This is a genomic window from Bacteroides fragilis NCTC 9343, from assembly GCF_000025985.1.
Taxonomy (GTDB): Bacteria; Bacteroidota; Bacteroidia; order Bacteroidales; family Bacteroidaceae; genus Bacteroides; species Bacteroides fragilis.
Map to the genome: position 1 here is coordinate 616281 of NC_003228.3, position 18480 is coordinate 634760.

Here is an 18480-nt window from a genome sequence, read left to right on the forward strand (position 1 = left end):
ATTTTCGTTTTAAAATAGTTTCCTATGGAAATAAACGTTTGCCGACTTAAAAAGGTTCATGGAAAAGCTTAAAAAATTAACAAGTATGGGTTATCTTACTTACGGAAGTGCAGTTACACCAAAAGATATACTACTATCTCCTTATCGTTTGTGGAGTGATACAGGTATGTTAGATATTAAAACATGGGGATGTTGTGTGTGATAACATGGGGATGTTCTTGTATACAACATGGGGATGTTTTGCACTAAAACATCCCCATGTTGTTCAATCTCCCATTAAAGGGAAAGACTGCCGGCCCGTAATGTTTTGCTAACTGTGTTTTAATGTCGGAACATGTATCTGAGAAGGATTTGCATGGCAGGGAGCGAACAGCGTGTCGTTCAGTCGTTGCAATGCCTCTCTCTTATCTTCTGCCCTGATGACAAGTGAAACATTGTTGTTATTACTGCCATAAGAGATCATTCGGATCGGGATGGTGGCCAAAGCATTTATGATTCGGGCTTCAAATCCGGCGCATTGCCACTGCATGTTACCTATGGCCGAAAGGATGCACATGTGGTCTTTTACCACCGTGGCTGCATATCGTGAGAGTTCGTGGAGTATATGCGATAAACGCTCTTTGTCGTTGATGGCAACAGATACATCAGAACCGGACGAGGCGAACAGGCACAGGGAAGTGTGGTATTTGGCAAAAGTATCGAATATTTTGCTGATGAACAGATAGGGGCGTAACGTTCGGTTCGATTGGAATTTAATGTAATAAATATTGTCTCTGGCGGTAATGGCCTTTATGTTTTCTCCGCTTTGTGAATTTGAAATCAAAGTTCCTCCTTCTGCAGGCTCCATCGAACATAGCAAACGTATCGGTATGTTGTTTTCTCTTGCGGGCAGGATGCAGTGAGGGTTGAATCCCGTCCAGCCGCAATAGGCCAGTTGTTCGGCTTCGTCGAAACTGAGCTGCTTCACCATTGCCGGATGCTTCACAAAGCGCGGGTCACAACTGTGCAACTCTTTGCTGTCTGTCCACAGACATACTTCTTGTGCCTGAAGAGCAGCTCCGATCAGTGTGGCTGAAACATCATCTCCGCCTTGTTTCAAGTAACAGGTTTCGTTGTAAGCATTCCGGCAAAGATGTCCTTGAGTAAGAAATACATTGGTCGACTTATGCTCTGCCAAGAGCAAGTGTAGCTTTGTACCGATGTATTCCATGTCCGGTTCTTCTTCCGGAGCCAGTCGCATGAAGTCGAGGCTGTTGAGTAGTCGGTTGTTGATTCCCTGCTCTTTCAGATAGAGGCTGACTAGCATACTGCTGATAAATTCTCCCTGTGCCAGTATGTCTTTCTCGTCGACAGATGTAAAACGTTGGCGGGTAAAGTTCCATAGAGTCCGGAAACGATCGATGATGGAATCGACCGCCTGTTGCTTGATCGATTCGTCATTGAATAGTTCGTTGGCGAAATCGATAAACCTGAATTCAAGCCTGCTTATCTCGTCATGCGCCTGTTCTGTATCTCTGTTGAAAAGATGGGCAGCTATTCCGGCCAGACGTTCCGTAGTCTCTGTAGTGGCGGACAGAACGATTATTTTGGGGATACTGTTGTCAATCAGGCGGAGCATTCCTTTCATTCCCTGTACTGAGCCTGTGGGAATCTTACCGAATTTGTAGATTTTCATTTCTCTATTTTTTTTAGTTATACGATTCTTTTTTCTTATCTGTCTCCTTTTCATTTTAGTTTGTTTTATCAAAATGAAAAGGTGGCATTTGCCTGTTCAGATGATCCCTTACCCGTTAAAAACCGCTTCTGAGCGATCAGAAAAGGGGTAGGGAAGATTATCGGGCGCTGGGTCATGAATAAAAGTTCAAAAGACATGCCATTCGGAATTTTATTTTTCAGCAGTCCGATCATTTGCGTTGTAGCAGAAAACCATTATATTTGCACACCCTGTTTTTTACCATTCACATTTTAACTTATCAGATATGAGTAAAATTCTGATTATTGATGACGAAGTGCAGATTCGTGGTCTGCTGGCACGTATGATGGAACTTGAAGGTTACGAAGTGTGTCAGGCCGGCGATTGTAAGACAGCACTCAGACAATTGGAACTTCAAATGCCCGACGTGGCTTTGTGTGATGTATTTCTGCCGGATGGAAACGGGGTGGATCTGGTGACGGAGATGAAGAAAAAATCTCCGGGAGTGGAGATTATTCTGCTGACGGCACATGGAAACATACCTGATGGTGTGCAGGCAATCAAGAACGGAGCTTTCGATTACATAACGAAGGGAGATGATAACAATAAAATTATTCCCCTGATCAGTCGCGCTGTAGAAAAGGCACGGATGAATATCCGCCTGGACAAACTGGAGAAGAAGATGGGACTGATGTATTCGTTCGATTCCATACTCGGTGAATCGAAAGCATTGAAAGAAGCGGTTTCGTTAGCCCGTAAGGTATCGGTGACTGATGTACCTGTATTGCTGACGGGTGAGACGGGAACCGGAAAAGAGGTGTTTGCCCAGTCCATACATTATAGTAGTAAGCGTGCCCGGCAAAACTTTGTGGCAGTTAACTGCTCTTCGTTTAGTAAAGAGTTGCTGGAGAGCGAGATGTTCGGGCATAAGGCGGGTTCCTTTACCGGTGCGCTGAAAGATAAGAAGGGACTTTTTGAAGAAGCCAATAACGGAACAATCTTTTTGGATGAAATCGGTGAGATGGCTTTTGAGTTGCAAGCCAAGCTGTTGCGTATCCTCGAAACTGGCGAATACATCAAGATAGGTGACACGAAGCCGACCCACATTGATGTGCGTATCATTGCTGCTACAAACCGTAATTTACCTGCCGAGATAGCTGCGGGACGTTTTCGTGAAGATCTGTTCTATCGGCTCTCCGTGTTTCAGGTACATCTTCCGCCTTTGCGTGAACGTACGGGAGATATTAAGATACTGGCTGAATCGTTTGTCCGTTCCTTCTCCGAAAAACTTTCACATCCGGTCAATAGGATTGCTCCCGCTTATCTGGAGGCCCTATGCCAACAACCCTGGAAAGGAAATATCCGCGAATTACGTAATGTAATCGAACGCAGCCTGATCGTTTGTGAGGGCGACCGTCTGGATGTAGACGATCTTCCGTTGGAAATACAGAACAGCCACTACGAGAAATCCGACGAAGGAATGCCGGGCAGTTTTGAACTTTCGGCTATGGAACGCAGGCATATAGCGAGGGTATTGGAGTATACTAAAGGCAATAAAACAGAAGCAGCACGTTTACTGAAAATCGGATTGACTACTTTATACCGAAAAATAGAAGAATATAAGCTCTGAGTCGCGCGTGAATATCGTTGCCTGAGTTTTATGCTTCTTTCCTTTTCAAAATAAAACGAACCTTTTCATAATGATAGGGTATCTTCGTACAAGACGAAGATACCCTATTTGTTTTATATCTCTGTATGATAGTGACTTATCTTATCCTTGACTGTTTCTGGCACGCATTTGGCATGAAGAGTTACAGGTAAAAAACATAAGTATAAACATTTTAATTAAAAGGTAAAAAACATGGGAATAACAGTTTCATTTATTTTCTGCCTGTTGAGCGGGTTTGCCTGCTTCTGGCTGTTTTGGAAATGCGTTGACTGGTTTGAAACAATTTAGAGAGGAGAATTTATTTTATGTACACAACACTATTTGTAGTAGGTATCATACTTTTCAGTTATTTGACGTATGTGCTCATTCGTCCAGAGAAGTTTTAATTTGAAAATAAAGCAATGAATACAGAAATTTTAGGAGTGGCGGTGCAGATTGTCCTGATGGTGGTATTAGCTTATCCGTTGGGACGTTACATAGCCCGGGTTTATAAGGGAGAGAAGACTTGGTCGGACTTCATGGCGCCTATAGAGCGAGTGATTTATAAGATATGTGGTATTAATCCGCAGGAGGAGATGAACTGGAAACAGTTCCTCAAGGCGTTACTGATCCTGAATGCATTTTGGTTTGTATGGGGAATGGTGTTACTGGTATCGCAAGGTTGGCTTCCGCTCAATCCCGACGGAAACGGGGCTCAAACACCTGACCAGGCATTCAATACTTGCATCAGTTTTATGGTAAACTGTAATTTGCAACACTACAGCGGTGAGAGTGGTCTGACTTATTTCACTCAATTGTTTGTCATCATGTTGTTCCAGTTTATCACTGCTGCCACAGGAATGGCTGCCATGGCCGGAGTTATGAAAAGTATGGCTGCCAAGAGCACTCAAACGATTGGTAACTTTTGGCACTTTCTGGTGATCAGTTGCACACGTATTCTGTTACCGCTTTCATTGGTGGTAGGTTTCATTCTGATTTTGCAGGGAACACCGATGGGCTTTGACGGTCGGATGCAACTGACTACACTCGAAGGACAGGAGCAGATGGTATCCCAGGGACCTACGGCTGCGATTGTTCCCATTAAGCAATTAGGAACCAATGGTGGTGGTTATTTTGGTGTCAATTCTTCGCATCCGTTGGAGAATCCTACCTATCTGACTAATATGGTAGAGTGTTGGTCGATTCTGATCATTCCGATGGCGATGGTATTGGCCTTGGGCTTTTATACCAATCGCAGGAAGTTGGGATATAGTATCTTTGGAGTGATGCTGTTTGCTTATCTGGCAGGTGTCTTTATCAATGTCGGTCAGGAGATGGGAGGTAATCCGCGTATCAGCGAAATGGGAATTGCCCAGGATCATGGTGCGATGGAAGGAAAAGAGGTACGGCTTGGAGCCGGAGCCACAGCCCTATGGAGTGTCACCACAACGGTTACTTCCAATGGTTCGGTCAATGGGATGCACGATTCGACTATGCCGCTCAGTGGAATGGTCGAGATGCTGAATATGCAGATCAATACTTGGTTTGGCGGTGTTGGTGTAGGATGGCTGAACTATTATACCTTTATTATCATGGCCGTTTTTATCAGCGGACTGATGGTGGGGCGTACGCCGGAATTTCTAGGTAAGAAGGTAGAAGCCCGGGAAATGAAAATAGCAACCTTCGTCGCTTTGTTGCATCCGTTTGTAATTCTGGTATTTACTGCCATCTCAAGTTATGTCTATACACATCACCCCGATTTTGTGGAGAGTGAGGGCGGATGGCTGAACAATCTCGGATTTCATGGTCTCAGCGAGCAGCTTTACGAATACACCTCATCGGCTGCCAACAATGGTTCGGGTTTCGAGGGACTGGGTGATAATACATATTTCTGGAACTGGACATGTGGCATTGTACTTATCCTGAGTCGGTTTATTCCGATCGTCGGACAGGTAGCCATTGCAGGACTATTGGCTCAAAAAAAGTTTATTCCCGAGAGTGCCGGTACCTTGAAAACGGATACTGTGACTTTTGCAGTAATGACTTTTGCCGTCATTTTCATTGTTGCAGCTTTGTCTTTCTTCCCTGTACATGCGTTGAGTACAATCGCCGAACATTTAAGTCTATAAGAATAGCAGGATAATAAAGTTATGAAAAATAAGATGTCAGCTTCTATGTTTCAAAAGGAGCAAGTAATAGAAAGTATCAGGCAGTCGTTTGTGAAGTTGAATCCGCGAATGATGATAAAGAACCCGATTATGTTTACGGTAGAAGTGGTTACCGTTATTATGCTGGTGGTAACGTTACTCTCTCTCTTCACTCCGGAATATGGTACTTTCGGATATAATTTGTGTGTGTTCTTAATTTTGTTTGTGACCTTGTTGTTTGCCAATTTTGCTGAAGCAATAGCCGAAGCCCGTGGTAAAGCACAAGCCGACAGCTTACGCAAAACGCGTGAAGAGACTCCTGCTAAACTGGTAATAGGAGACAAGGTTCAGACCGTAAGTAGTTCTAAACTGAAAAAGGGGGATGTTTTTGTTTGTGAAGCCGGTGATACGATCCCTGCCGATGGAGAGATTATTGAAGGATTGGCTTCCATTGACGAAAGTGCCATTACCGGTGAATCTGCTCCGGTGATCCGTGAGGCGGGTGGAGATAAAAGCTCTGTGACCGGTGGTACCAAAGTGCTTTCAGATCATATCAAGGTATTGGTCACACAGCAACCGGGCGAAAGCTTTCTTGACAAAATGATTGCGTTGGTCGAAGGCGCAAGCAGGCAGAAGACGCCGAACGAGATAGCCCTGACCATTTTGTTGGCAGGCTTTACACTGGTCTTTGTCATCGTATGTGTTACTCTGATCCCGTTTGCTGACTATACCAGTCTTGAACATCCGGGAACAGCTATCTCGATTGCAGCCATCCTCTCTCTGTTTGTCTGTTTGATTCCGACTACTATCGGAGGATTACTTTCTGCCATCGGTATTGCCGGTATGGATCGTGCATTGCGTGCCAATGTGATTACAAAGTCGGGTAAAGCGGTGGAGACGGCAGGAGATATCGATACACTGTTGCTTGATAAAACCGGTACTATTACGATTGGTAACCGCAGGGCAACGAAATTCCATTCGGCACCGGGAGTCGGTCCGCGGGAGTTTGTAACAACCTGTCTGTTGGCTTCGCTTTCGGACGAGACGCCCGAGGGTAAATCTATTGTAGAGTTAGGACGTGAATCGGGGGTACGGATGCGGAGTCTTCAGACGGCCGGTGCCCGGATGATTCAGTTTACGGCTGAAACCAAATGTTCGGGTGTTGATCTGGCCGATGGCACACAGATACGTAAAGGAGCGTTCGATGCGATCCGTAAGATTACGGAAGCAGCTGGGAATAAATTCCCGAAAGAAATAGAAGAAGTGATCAGTGAGATCTCTGGTAATGGAGGTACACCGCTGGTAGTGTGTGTCGACCGGAAGGTGACCGGGGTTATCGAGTTGCAGGATATTATAAAACCGGGCATTCAGGAACGTTTTGAACGTCTGCGCAAGATGGGAGTGAAGACAGTGATGGTAACCGGTGACAATCCTTTGACCGCCAAGTACATTGCCGAAAAGGCGGGGGTGGACGACTTTATAGCTGAGGCAAAGCCTGAAGACAAGATGGAATACATCCGTAAAGAACAACAGTCCGGTAAGTTGGTGGCGATGATGGGAGACGGAACGAATGATGCTCCTGCATTGGCGCAGGCAAATGTCGGTGTGGCAATGAATAGCGGTACGCAGGCAGCCAAGGAGGCCGGCAATATGGTCGACCTCGATAATGACCCAACTAAATTGATAGAGATTGTGGAAATCGGAAAGCAGTTGCTGATGACTCGTGGAACCCTGACTACTTTCTCTATTGCCAACGATGTGGCAAAATACTTTGCCATTGTACCTGCTTTGTTTATGGTGGCCATTCCAGAGTTGGGTGCACTCAATATTATGAATCTGCATAGTCCGGAAAGTGCTATACTCTCTGCTGTCATATTCAATGCCATCATTATCCCGATCCTGATACCATTGGCGCTGAAAGGAGTACAATATAAACCGATCGGTGCATCGGCTTTGCTCCGTCGGAACCTTTTAATCTATGGGTTAGGAGGAGTGATCGTTCCCTTTGTCGGAATCAAGTTAATCGATTTGGTTGTCAGTTTATTCTTTTAAATATTCAAGCAATGAAAACATTATTAAAATCTATCAAGATAACTCTCGTCTTTTGTGTATTCTTCTCTGTATTTTATATCCTCGTGCTGTGGCTGTTTGCACAGGTAGCCGGTCCTAACCGGGGAAATGCAGAAGTAGTTACCTTAAACGGAAAAGTGGTAGGGGCTGCCAATGTAGGACAGACTTTTACGGAAGAAAAATATTTTTGGGGACGCCCCTCATGTGCCGGTGATGGCTATGATGCAACCAGTTCGGCAGGTAGCAATAAAGGGCCGACCAATCCTGAATATCTGGCAGAGGTGGAGGCACGCATCGATACTTTCCTTATTCATCATCCGTATCTGGCACGCAAGGATGTACCTGCCGAGATGGTGACAGCCAGTGCCTCGGGACTGGATCCGGACATCACTCCACAGAGTGCTTATGTACAAGTGAAAAGAGTGGCGCAGGCACGTGGCATGAATGTGGAAGAGGTGAGAAGAGTCGTAGATAAAGCTGTAGAGAAGCCGTTGCTGGGGATATTCGGAACCGAGAAAGTAAATGTATTAAAGTTGAATATAGCTCTGGAAGAGTTAAAAAACAGATAGAAAGTAAAGATGAAAAATGTCATAAATAAAAACACGATTTTAGCCTTGATGGTGATTGGAATGATGTGCTTCTGGGGAAGTATGAACGCGAATGCCCAACAGCTTAATGTTCAGGGAGATCTCGTAAGTTCATATGTCTGGCGCGGAATGTATCAGACAGGAGCGAGTATCCAGCCGACTTTGGGATTTAGTGTCGGAAACTTTTCATTGACCGCATGGGGCTCCACCGATTTTGACGGAACTTCTGCTTCGGCCGGAGCTGCTGCCAAGGAGATCGATCTGACGGCTGCATACACATTAGGTCGTTCCGGTCTGACCGTATCGGTTGCCGACTTGTGGTGGGCAGGACAGGGAGCACGTAAATACTTTAATTTTAAGAGTCATGAAACGGCTCACCACTTTGAGGCAGGAGTGGCTTATACTGTGCAGTCCGAAACATTTCCTTTGTCTGTTGCATGGTATACCATGTTTGCAGGGCAAGATAAGAATGCGGAGGGAGGCCAGAATTATTCGTCTTATGTTGAATTCAACTATCCCTTCAGAGTGAGAATGGTGGATTTAAACGTAACGTGTGGAATGGTTCCTTATGCCGCTCCCCAATACAATTGTGATGGGTTTGCCGTAACCAATGTTGCTTTGAAAGGAACTACTCAGATCAGGTTCACTGACAAGTTTGCTTTGCCTGTATTTGCACAGGCTGTTTGGAATCCCCGTATGGAAGATGCGCATTTAGTGTTTGGTATTACTTTAAAGCCATGAAATCAGATATAACTTAGGAATTTAAAAAGTGGTTAGTCAACCCGTGGCAGTAGCGATACTGTTACGGGTTATGCAGTATAAAAATTGAAGAAAAGATGGATAGAGAAGAAAGTGTACAGCATTTCCTCGACTTGATAAAAAAATCCCGTCGTGGCAAGTTTAAGGTTTATATCGGTATGATTGCCGGTGTAGGCAAATCGTACCGGATGCTCCAGGAAGCACATGATCTGATTGATAACGGGGTGGATGTCCGGATCGGATATATTGAGACACATGGTCGTGCCGGGACGGAAGCCCTGTTGAAAGGTTTACCTGTTATCCGGCGCAGGAAACTGTTTTATAAGGGGAAAGAGCTCGAGGAGATGGATCTGGAAGCGATTATCCGTATTCATCCCGAAATTGTAATTGTAGACGAACTGGCACATACCAATGTGGAAGGAAGCTTGAATGAGAAACGTTGGCAAGATGTGATGACACTGCTTGATGAAGGGATTAACGTGATTTCGGCAGTCAACATTCAGCACATCGAGAGTGTGAATGAAGAGGTGCAAGATATCGCAGGTATTGAAGTGAAGGAGCGTATTCCCGATAGCGTTCTTCAAGAGGCTGATGAGGTCGTAAATATTGATCTTACGGCCGAAGAACTGATAACCAGACTTAAAGCTGGAAAGATATATAAGCCGGAAAAAATACAGACTGCACTCAATAATTTCTTTAAGACCGAGAATATCCTGCAACTCCGTGAACTTGCACTGAAGGAGGTTGCCTTGCGAGTGGAAAAGAAAGTAGAGAATGAGGTTGTGATGGGTATTGGTTTGGGAGTTCGTCATGAAAAGTTTATGGCGTGCATCAGTAGCCAAGAGAAGACGCCCCGCCGTATTATAAGGAAAGTAGCCCGTTTGGCTACCCGATATAATACCTCGTTTGTCGCTCTTTACGTACAAGTTCCCAAAGAAAGCATGGAACGTATCGATTTGGCCAGCCAGAGACATCTGCTGAATCATTTTAAGTTGGTGACTGAGTTGGGTGGGGAAGTCGTCCAGGTACAGTCGAAAGATATATTAGGCAGTATTGTGCAGGTTTGTAAGGAGAAACAGATATCCACTGTTTGCATGGGTTCCCCAGGCCTTCGCCTGCCGGGAGCATTGTGTAGCGTGCTGAAATATCGCAGATTTTTAAATAATCTGGCACAAGCGAACATAGATTTGATTATACTTGCATAAAAAAATGATTTAGTCTTAGTTATCCATTATGAATATAAAAACCAAACTACTTTTCGGCATTGGAATATTGGCCGGAATGATTATTTTACTGGTAACACTTTCAGTAGTAAACCTTCAGATTCTAACGGCCACGGAACCTGATAGTCCGGTTGCCATGCCTGCTTTGGAGCGTGCGCTCTTATGGATCTCCGTAACAGGTGGCATTTGTATCCTCACGGGTTTGGTCCTGCTTATCTGGCTACCCCGTTCTATTAATAGGCCGGTAAAAGAACTGACTTGTGGTATCTTGGAAATAGCCAATCATAATTATGAAAAGAGATTGGATATGAGAGGATACGAAGAGTTCAGGGAAGTTTCGGATAGTTTTAACCGCATGGCTGAGAAACTGACAGAGTATCGTGACAGTACATTGGCTGATATTCTTTCTGCAAAAAAATTCCTTGAAGCCGTTGTTAACAGTATTCATGAGCCGATTATCGGCTTAAATACCGAACGGGAAATTCTTTTTATCAATAATGAAGCATTGAATGTACTCAATATGAAGCGTGAGAATGTAATCCGGAAGTCCGCCGAAGAACTTTCTCTGAAGAATGATTTGCTTCGCAGGCTGATACGTGAGTTGGTGACTCCCGGTGAGAAGAATGAACCTTTAAAAATTTATGCGGACAATAAAGAAAGCTATTTCCAAGCCTCGTATATTCCGATTGAGAATGCGGCGGCAGAAGAAGGAGAGGCTCGAAACCTGGGAGACGTTATCTTGCTGAAAAATATTACAGAGTTCAAAGAACTCGATTCTGCAAAAACCACTTTTATCTCTACCATCTCCCACGAACTGAAGACTCCTATTTCTGCCATAATGATGAGTCTTCAATTGCTGGAGGACAAAAGAGTGGGCTCTTTGAATGGCGAACAAGAACAATTATCGAAGAATATAAGGGACAATAGCCAGCGCTTACTCGATATTACCGGAGAGTTACTGAACATGACGCAGGTGGAAGCCGGCAAGCTTCAAATGATGCCTAAAATTACGAAACCTATCGAACTGATTGAGTACGCCATCAAGGCCAATCAGGTACAGGCTGATAAGTTTAATATACAAATAGAAGTTGACTATCCTCAAGAGAAGATACCGAAACTATTTGTAGATAGTGAAAAAATAGCTTGGGTACTTACTAACCTTTTAAGCAATGCGATTCGCTATTCGAAAGAGAATGGCCGAGTAGTGATTGGCGTAAGGCATAAAAAAGAGTATATCGAGCTCTATGTGCAAGACTTTGGCAAAGGAATCGATCCAAGATATCACCAAAGCATTTTTGATCGTTATTTCCGTGTACCGGGAACTAAAGTTCAGGGTAGCGGTTTGGGATTGTCCATTTCGAAAGACTTTGTAGAAGCACATGGAGGGACATTGACCGTACAGAGCGAACCGGGTAAGGGGAGTTGCTTTGTGATAAGGTTGAAGGCATGATAATGCTGGAAATTATGGAGATAGACTTGTGATTCTGTGGGATTTTTTCCTAGAAAAACTATTTATGACATTATTATATTAAGGTTTTTTATTATTTTTGCCGACGTATTGATATAATATGATACTTGTCTAAGTTAATCTTTTAAGTGGATAATAATGCATTCTGAAATCGCAGAAGAAAAATTACTGGTCTCCCAATTCTCCCAAGGAAGCCATATAGCGTTTAAGGCATTGTTTATGCGTTATTATCCGAAGGTGCGCTCTTTTATAATGGGATTGGTTAAATCGGAGAGTGAAGCCGAAGATTTGACACAAGAAGTTTTTCTCAAACTGTGGACGCACCGTGAGAAATTTTGTGAAGTAGAAGTGTTCGGAACCTATCTGTATGTCTTGACTAAAAATACAACTTTCAATTATTTGCGTTCCCGGCAGAATCGTCAGGATAGTCAGGGGACAGAATGGGTAGAAGAGTCTACAGACACGACTCCTTATGAAGAGTTGGTTGCTAAAGACTTGCAGCTATTGATTGATATGGTGGTGGAGAATATGCCTCCTCAACGGCAAATGATTTTTCGGTTGAATCGGGAGGCCGGACTGACCAATGCAGAAATAGCGGAGAAGTTGCAGATTAGTAAAAAAACTGTTGAGAACCATCTTAACTTAGCGTTGAAAGAACTGAAAAATGCTTTGTTATTCTTTATATTTCTCTATTTATGTTAATACGGTTGGGGATATATCCGGATTTATGCGTCCTATTATAAATTAGTGATAGAATGAGTTATTTAAAAAATATAATTACTTACTTTTTTCATCATCCGGCATCGGACGGGGTGGTGGAAAGAGTACATCAACGACTGGCCGATACAAACAGCGGACAAGAGAAAGAAGAGGTCTTGTCCGGTATTTGGGAACAGATCGGTTTTCCACAGGCGGATGAACATCAAACGCTGAGAGCTTTTGAAAAGCTGGAACAACAGATTGGAGGAGATTCTTTAAAATCGGAATCTTCTTTTTCGCGTTTTCGTATTCCCCGATGGAGTTGGATTGCTGCTTCTATCATCGTCCCCTTATTACTATTGTTCGGTTCCGCTTACTTATATAAAGAAACTCTTACCATTAAGAACGAACTTAGCAATGTGACTTTCATTCAATATTATGTTAGTAATGGAAAACGGGAGCAAGTCACTTTACCCGATCGATCGAAAGTTTGGCTTAATTCCGGTTCTTTGCTGATCTATCCGTCTGCGTTTATAGGAAACGAACGTGAGGTCTATCTGGCTGGTGAAGGCTATTTCTCGGTGACAAAAGATAAAGAATGCCCATTTATTGTAAAAACGAACTCTGTTTCTGTAAGTGTACTTGGTACGGAATTCAATATAAACGCTTATCCGAATATAGATAAGGTAGTGACTACTTTGGAAGAAGGATCTATCCGTATGTCGCTGAATCGTTTCGATTCATCCTATTTGTTAGAGCCGGATGATCAGATTGTTTATATTCCGTCCACCGGACATATAGAGAGAAAACGCGTGAAGGCTTCTGATTATTCTGATTGGAGAGGTGGAGGTTTGTATTTCAGTAATAGTCCATTCAAAGAAGTGATACAGACTATAGAACGTACCTATTCGGTTCAGGTACATTTGCAGACTTCTATTTATCAATCCAATAATCTGACTATTCATTTCTATCCTAATGAGTCCATCGAGAATATTATGATGTTGATTAAAGAAATGATCCCTGGACTTGAATACCAGATAGAGGGGAAAGATATTTATATAGATTAAGGCTTGGCCTATATTATCATTTGTTAACATTATATCGTTGGGTGTAGTTAAACAACAGACTGTCCTATTGTAAAAGCCGCCAAAGGACGGCTATTGTTTAACTAAAAAAAATAATATTATGAACAAAAATCGATCAATCCGAGTGGCAGCTTTTTGCCTTGGTTTGATGTTGGCGGGTTCTCTGCAAGTACATGCCCAAAAAGTAACATTTCGGGATGGAACAGTGTCGTTGAAACAAGCGTTTGAAAAGATCGAAGCATCTTCGAAGTATAAAATCGCTTATAATGATTCACACCTGAATGTTTCTCGTAAAGTTTCGTTGAATCAAAAAGAAACCGAAGTACTGGAGATATTGGCAACTATCCTGAAAGATACGGGTTATACGTACAAAAAGAACGGTAACTACATTGTGATTGTTCCCGTGGAACAAAAGCCGGCTTCAAAAGTCAAAAAGGTAAAAGGAGTTGTGAAAGATGCCAGCGGTGAAGCGATTATCGGAGCAAACGTATTGGTAAAGGGTACGGCAACAGGCGTGATCACCGATATGAACGGAAGTTTTGAGTTGGAAGTGCCGGGTAACGCAGTATTGCAGATCACCTATATTGGATATGTACAGCAGGATGTTGCTGTAAAAAACCGGGACCAATTGGCTGTGTTACTGAAAGAAGATACTAAAACCTTGGATGAGGTTGTTGTCGTAGGTTATGGTACAATGAAGAAAAAGGACCTGACCGGTGCAGTAGCATCAGTGAAGATGGACGATACTCCCCTAAGTACGATATCTACAGTGAGCCATGCGTTAGCCGGAAAAGCAGCAGGTTTACAGGTAAATACAATCAGTGCCCAGCCTGGTGGCGGCACAACGTTTCGGATTCGTGGAGCTGCTTCGACCGGAGCAGGCAATGATCCGTTGATTATTGTGGATGGATTTCCTGTAAGTAATGCAGGTAATGTGAGTGTCGGTTATAACAGTGATAATGGTACGACTGACAATATATTGGCCTCGATCAACCCCAATGATATCGAATCAATTGAAGTATTGAAGGATGCCAGTTCTACTGCTATTTACGGTGCACGTGCGGGCAGTGGTGTTATTATCATTACAACCAAACGGGGAAAAGAGGGTAAACCGAAAGTTACCTATTCAGGATCTGCCACTGTGCAGACTATGGCTACTAAATATGAAATGCTGGATGCACAGGATTTTATGATTCAGTCTAACCGCTGGTTTAAAGAAAAGTGGATGTATGATAATAAAGTCGGCATTTATGGTGGTAAAAATGAATCGGAGGCCGGCAGTGCATATCATCCCAAATATTCGGATGCGGATATTGCGAATCCGGTAAATGATACAGATTGGTATGATCGTATTACTCGTACGGGTTTTCAGACACAGCATAATATCTCAATCAATGGAGGTACGGAGTATACCAAATATCTGATTTCTGGTAACTTCTTTAATCAAAAGGGCATTGTAAAGAATAATGGCATGTCGCGTTATACTGGCCGTGTAAATCTGGATCAGAAGCTCAGTAAATATGCAAAAGTAGGTATCAACCTGACAGTGAGTCGTAATACATTGGACAATGTTCCGTTGGGAGCAGGGCAAAATGAATATGCCAGTATTTTAGTGTCTGCTGCTCAGTTTAGTCCACTATTGTCTGTGAAAGATGAAAATGGTGATTACAGTCTGAACCAACAGGCTGCTTATATTCCAAATCCTGTTTCGCTACTTGAGATCAGTGATCAGACGACTAAAGAACGTTTCCTGGCCACTCCGTTTGTTGAAATCAAACCAATCAATGAGCTCACATTGAAAGCCAGTTTTGGTATCGATCGTAACTATCAGCGTCGTGAGGTATACATGCCTAAAACAACTCTTTACGGAGAAAAGGCTGATGGCCGTGCAGACATCGGGCAATATGACAGGTCTGATTATTTGTTAGAACTGACTGCCAATTATGCAAAACGTTTGGGTGATCATAATCTGAATGCTTTGGTTGGATACTCTTTTCAAAGATTCACCAGTAAGTATCTCAATGCGGGTAACCAAGGATTTCTGACAGATGCCTTTCTGTTTAATAATCTGGGTGCAGGTACTTATGAAAAACCATGGGTTGGTTCTTCCGCTTCTAAAAGTGAAATGGCCTCTTTCTTCGGTCGTGTAAATTATACCTATAAAGATCGTTACTTGGTGACCGCCACTCTTCGTGCTGATGGTGCCTCTAACTTTGCAAAAAATAACCGTTGGGGATATTTCCCTTCTGTGGCTCTGGGCTGGAGATTTACGGAGGAAAACTTTGCCCGGTCTTTGAATTTGGATAAAGTGCTCTCTAACGGTAAGTTAAGATTAAGTTACGGACAAACAGGTAACTCGAATATCGGAGATAAATCAGTCACTTATTATGGTACAGGATATAATAAAGTTTTCGGTAATAAAGAATATACAGGAGTCTATGTCAGTCAGATCGGTAATCCGGATTTAAAATGGGAGACGACAACCGAGTGGAATGTAGGATTGGATCTGGGGTTCTTAAACAATCGTTTTAATGTAACTGCAGAATACTTTCATAAGGTAGTTTCTGATTTGCTTAGTTCCCGTAGTGTACTTTCGTATAATGAAGTAGGTTCGATTGCTGCCAATATCGGTAAAACGCAGAGTCAGGGATTTGAGTTGACAATCAATACAAAGAATTTTGATACAAAAGATTTTAGTTGGAATACCGATTTTACTTTCTCGTTCTATCGTGATAAGTGGAAAGAACGTGATGAGAATTGGAGCCCGAATCCATACGATATGTATAATGCTCCGTTGAGAGGATACTATATGTATTTGTCTGACGGGCTGATTCAGCCGGGGGAGGAAGTATCCTGGATGCCGGGGGCTCTACCGGGACAGGTGAAATTAAAAGATATTGATGGATACGCATACAATGAAGACGGAACTTATAAGACCGACAAACATGGCATTCCATTGAGGACTGGAAAGCCCGATGGAAAGATAGATTATGCGGACGCTGTCTTTAAAGGTTGTAGTGATCCGGGTTATTTACTGGGATTGAATAATACTTTCCGTTATAAGAATTTCGACTTGAATGTTTATTTCTATGGTCAGTTGGATTTATTAAAGAGTGGTTCTTATAAAGATTATTGGATTGTCGGTTCAGGAACAATGACCGGGGTGAATAACTTATATCGCGGTTATAACATGCCTACTTCGGCCAAAGAAGTGTGGTCGCATGATAATACATCGGGTAAGATGCCGGGTTATTTTCAGTATATGAGTAATTATGGATATGGAGACTATTTCTTGGAAAAGAGCTGGTTTATTCGCTGTCGCAATATTACGCTGGGATATACATTGCCTGTTAAGTCGGCAAAGAAACTGGTTTCCAATGTACGTATCTACGCCGATGTGAACAACTTGTTTACTATTACTCCGTATGATGGTTTGGATGTGGAAACAGATGATTCTTATTGGGCATATCCCAATGTACGTAGTTTTAGTATTGGTCTGGATATTACTTTCTAAGCAATAAAAAAATAAAGAATGATATGAAAAAGATAATTTATATATTTTCCCTGTTTATCACAGTAATTGGTTTATTAGGCTCTTGCATTAACCTGGAATCCGAATCATATGACTCAATTAATACAACTATATTTCCTACTAATGCAGATGATGCTGATGCATTGGTTATTGCAGCAGCTTACGGTCCGTTCCGTGCAGATGGGTATAGCGGATTATTTCAATGTGCTAAAGGTGGTTTGGCCTCTAATACAGATATGTCTACCGACCTATTGGATTGTAAATGGGGAGATTCGTGGTGGCCGGCTGTATTACAGTTGAATTTCACTGCTACCTCTGATATTCCTACTTCTTTTTACGGAACATGGGCGAATCATATCGGAAAGATGACATTGACATTAGACCGTATCTCTGGTATTGATATGAAAGAAGAGGAAAAAACACGTTTAATTGCCGAAACACGTTGTGGGCGTGGATGGTTGGCATATATTCTTTACGACTTGTATGGCCCTATTCAGATTCCTTCATTAGAAGTTTTACAGAATCCTACCCAAAAGGTTATTGTACCCCGTTCTTCAAAAGAGGAAACAGTGAAGTTGATTGAAGATGACTTGAAAGCGGCAGCTGAGGTACTTCCTGCTAAATATAGTAAATCTGATGAGAATTTTGGACGGTTCACCAAAGGACTGGCATATACGGTGTTGATGAAACTTTATATGCATGAAAAAGAATGGGGCAAGGCTGTGGAATGTGGCAGAGAAGTCATGAAATGTGGATATTCGTTGGTTACTAATTATAAGGACATTTTTACTTTAGACAATGAGGGTAATGATGAAATGATCTTTTCATGCATTGAAACCAGAGGAGTAAACGAACAGATGTGGCATGCGCATGTGTTGCCAAGCAACTATCCTACAACTAATCCGAACATACAAAAATGGAATGGTTATCGTATGCCATGGCAGTTTTACCACAGTTTCGATCCTAAAGACAAGCGCCTGGAAGTTATCTGTAGTGAATATGTAGGAACAGATGGAGTGACATACAATGAAACTAATCCCGGTGAGTATTTGGATAAAGGGGCTTTACCCATCAAATATGGAGAAGATCCGACACAAACCAGTGAAAATAGTGAAGTCGATGTGGTTGTTTACCGTTATGCCGATGTATTGACTCTGATGGCTGAGGCATTGGCACGTAGTAATAATGCGGTTACTCAGGAAGCTGTGGACCGTCTGAATGATGTACATACACGTGCAGGACTGGCTGCTTATCAGTTGAGTGATTTTACCTCACTGGACGATTTTCTTGGAGCTGTTCTTAAAGAACGTGGGCATGAATTATGGGGTGAGGGTTGTCGTCGCAGTGATCTGATCCGCTATGGATTGTATATCGACTATGCTATCAAATACAAAGGATCGACTACCGCAAAAGAGTATATGAACCTGATGCCTTTGCCACAGAGTGTCATAACGGAAAGCAGTGGTCAGGTCATTCAGAATGAAGGATACTAATGCTTCTTTAGAGATTATTATAAATTAATTCAGAACGGATTTCGCAATGTGTCATGGAGACGTCTTATGATTTCTA

At 42.7% G+C, this 18480-nt stretch carries 14 protein-coding genes; 13 read left to right on the forward strand and 1 reads right to left on the reverse strand.

Features of this window, described 5'->3' with window-relative positions; all coding sequences use genetic code 11:
* Window positions 1–58: 58 nt before the first annotated feature.
* Window positions 59–202, forward strand: a complete 144-nt coding sequence (locus tag BF9343_RS23570) for a hypothetical protein (protein ID WP_005784480.1) — start codon at window positions 59–61, stop codon at window positions 200–202.
* 108 nt (window positions 203–310) lie between these two features.
* Here BF9343_RS23570 and BF9343_RS02440 read toward each other — a convergent pair whose 3' ends face one another.
* Window positions 311–1675, reverse strand: coding sequence for an amino acid kinase family protein (locus tag BF9343_RS02440; protein WP_041926165.1), 1365 nt, complete (start codon window positions 1673–1675; stop codon window positions 311–313).
* A 304-nt stretch (window positions 1676–1979) separates the two neighbouring features.
* Between BF9343_RS02440 and BF9343_RS02445 the strand changes: the two genes are divergently transcribed.
* The 12 genes from BF9343_RS02445 (at window position 1980) to BF9343_RS02495 (ending at window position 18404) form a co-directional block, all read left to right on the forward strand.
* Window positions 1980–3323, forward strand: a complete 1344-nt coding sequence (locus BF9343_RS02445) for a sigma-54-dependent transcriptional regulator (RefSeq protein WP_005796447.1) — start codon at window positions 1980–1982, stop codon at window positions 3321–3323.
* A gap of 344 nt (window positions 3324–3667) precedes the next feature.
* Window positions 3668–3748, forward strand: a complete 81-nt coding sequence (gene kdpF / locus BF9343_RS24250) for a K(+)-transporting ATPase subunit F (protein WP_077687938.1) — start codon at window positions 3668–3670, stop codon at window positions 3746–3748.
* A gap of 15 nt (window positions 3749–3763) precedes the next feature.
* Window positions 3764–5470: a potassium-transporting ATPase subunit KdpA gene (gene kdpA / locus BF9343_RS02450; protein WP_008658368.1), complete on the forward strand. Its 1707-nt coding sequence runs from the start codon at window positions 3764–3766 to the stop codon at window positions 5468–5470.
* Window positions 5471–5491: 21 nt separating this feature from the next.
* Window positions 5492–7540 (forward strand): potassium-transporting ATPase subunit KdpB, encoded by a 2049-nt coding sequence (gene kdpB, locus BF9343_RS02455; RefSeq protein WP_005784488.1) that lies wholly within the window; start codon window positions 5492–5494, stop codon window positions 7538–7540.
* An 11-nt stretch (window positions 7541–7551) separates the two neighbouring features.
* The gene (locus tag BF9343_RS02460) at window positions 7552–8127 is read left to right on the forward strand and encodes a K(+)-transporting ATPase subunit C (protein ID WP_010992084.1); all 576 of its coding nucleotides are present in this window, start codon (window positions 7552–7554) and stop codon (window positions 8125–8127) included.
* Window positions 8128–8136: 9 nt separating this feature from the next.
* The gene (locus BF9343_RS02465) at window positions 8137–8886 is read left to right on the forward strand and encodes a hypothetical protein (RefSeq protein WP_010992085.1); all 750 of its coding nucleotides are present in this window, start codon (window positions 8137–8139) and stop codon (window positions 8884–8886) included.
* A 95-nt stretch (window positions 8887–8981) separates the two neighbouring features.
* A complete protein-coding gene (locus BF9343_RS02470) occupies window positions 8982–10109 on the forward strand; it encodes a sensor protein KdpD (protein ID WP_005784495.1) in 1128 nt (375 codons plus the stop codon).
* Between the two features lie 28 nt (window positions 10110–10137).
* A complete protein-coding gene (locus BF9343_RS02475; protein ID WP_005784497.1) occupies window positions 10138–11577 on the forward strand; it encodes a sensor histidine kinase in 1440 nt (479 codons plus the stop codon).
* A gap of 156 nt (window positions 11578–11733) precedes the next feature.
* Window positions 11734–12297, forward strand: coding sequence for an RNA polymerase sigma-70 factor (locus BF9343_RS02480; protein ID WP_005784499.1), 564 nt, complete (start codon window positions 11734–11736; stop codon window positions 12295–12297).
* Window positions 12298–12350: 53 nt separating this feature from the next.
* Window positions 12351–13361, forward strand: a complete 1011-nt coding sequence (locus tag BF9343_RS02485) for a FecR family protein (protein WP_010992086.1) — start codon at window positions 12351–12353, stop codon at window positions 13359–13361.
* A 118-nt stretch (window positions 13362–13479) separates the two neighbouring features.
* Window positions 13480–16893, forward strand: coding sequence for a TonB-dependent receptor (locus BF9343_RS02490; protein ID WP_009291526.1), 3414 nt, complete (start codon window positions 13480–13482; stop codon window positions 16891–16893).
* A 23-nt stretch (window positions 16894–16916) separates the two neighbouring features.
* On the forward strand, window positions 16917–18404 hold the full coding sequence (locus BF9343_RS02495; protein WP_005784504.1) for a RagB/SusD family nutrient uptake outer membrane protein: 1488 nt from the start codon (window positions 16917–16919) through the stop codon (window positions 18402–18404).
* The last annotated feature ends 76 nt before the right edge of the window (window positions 18405–18480 follow it).

What these genes read in the sequence shown, in the direction of transcription:
- BF9343_RS02480 (WP_005784499.1), top strand. Translation starts at nt 11,734, where the DNA reads ATGCATTCTGAAATCGCAGAAGAAAAATTACTGGTCTCCCAATTCTCC.
- kdpA (WP_008658368.1), top strand. Translation starts at nt 3,764, where the DNA reads ATGAATACAGAAATTTTAGGAGTGGCGGTGCAGATTGTCCTGATGGTG.
- BF9343_RS02460 (WP_010992084.1), top strand. Translation starts at nt 7,552, where the DNA reads ATGAAAACATTATTAAAATCTATCAAGATAACTCTCGTCTTTTGTGTA.
- kdpB (WP_005784488.1), top strand. Translation starts at nt 5,492, where the DNA reads ATGAAAAATAAGATGTCAGCTTCTATGTTTCAAAAGGAGCAAGTAATA.
- BF9343_RS02445 (WP_005796447.1), top strand. Translation starts at nt 1,980, where the DNA reads ATGAGTAAAATTCTGATTATTGATGACGAAGTGCAGATTCGTGGTCTG.
- BF9343_RS02470 (WP_005784495.1), top strand. Translation starts at nt 8,982, where the DNA reads ATGGATAGAGAAGAAAGTGTACAGCATTTCCTCGACTTGATAAAAAAA.
- BF9343_RS02475 (WP_005784497.1), top strand. Translation starts at nt 10,138, where the DNA reads ATGAATATAAAAACCAAACTACTTTTCGGCATTGGAATATTGGCCGGA.
- BF9343_RS23570 (WP_005784480.1), top strand. Translation starts at nt 59, where the DNA reads ATGGAAAAGCTTAAAAAATTAACAAGTATGGGTTATCTTACTTACGGA.
- BF9343_RS02465 (WP_010992085.1), top strand. Translation starts at nt 8,137, where the DNA reads ATGAAAAATGTCATAAATAAAAACACGATTTTAGCCTTGATGGTGATT.
- BF9343_RS02440 (WP_041926165.1), bottom strand. Translation starts at nt 1,675, where the DNA reads ATGAAAATCTACAAATTCGGTAAGATTCCCACAGGCTCAGTACAGGGA.
- BF9343_RS02495 (WP_005784504.1), top strand. Translation starts at nt 16,917, where the DNA reads ATGAAAAAGATAATTTATATATTTTCCCTGTTTATCACAGTAATTGGT.
- kdpF (WP_077687938.1), top strand. Translation starts at nt 3,668, where the DNA reads ATGTACACAACACTATTTGTAGTAGGTATCATACTTTTCAGTTATTTG.
- BF9343_RS02485 (WP_010992086.1), top strand. Translation starts at nt 12,351, where the DNA reads ATGAGTTATTTAAAAAATATAATTACTTACTTTTTTCATCATCCGGCA.
- BF9343_RS02490 (WP_009291526.1), top strand. Translation starts at nt 13,480, where the DNA reads ATGAACAAAAATCGATCAATCCGAGTGGCAGCTTTTTGCCTTGGTTTG.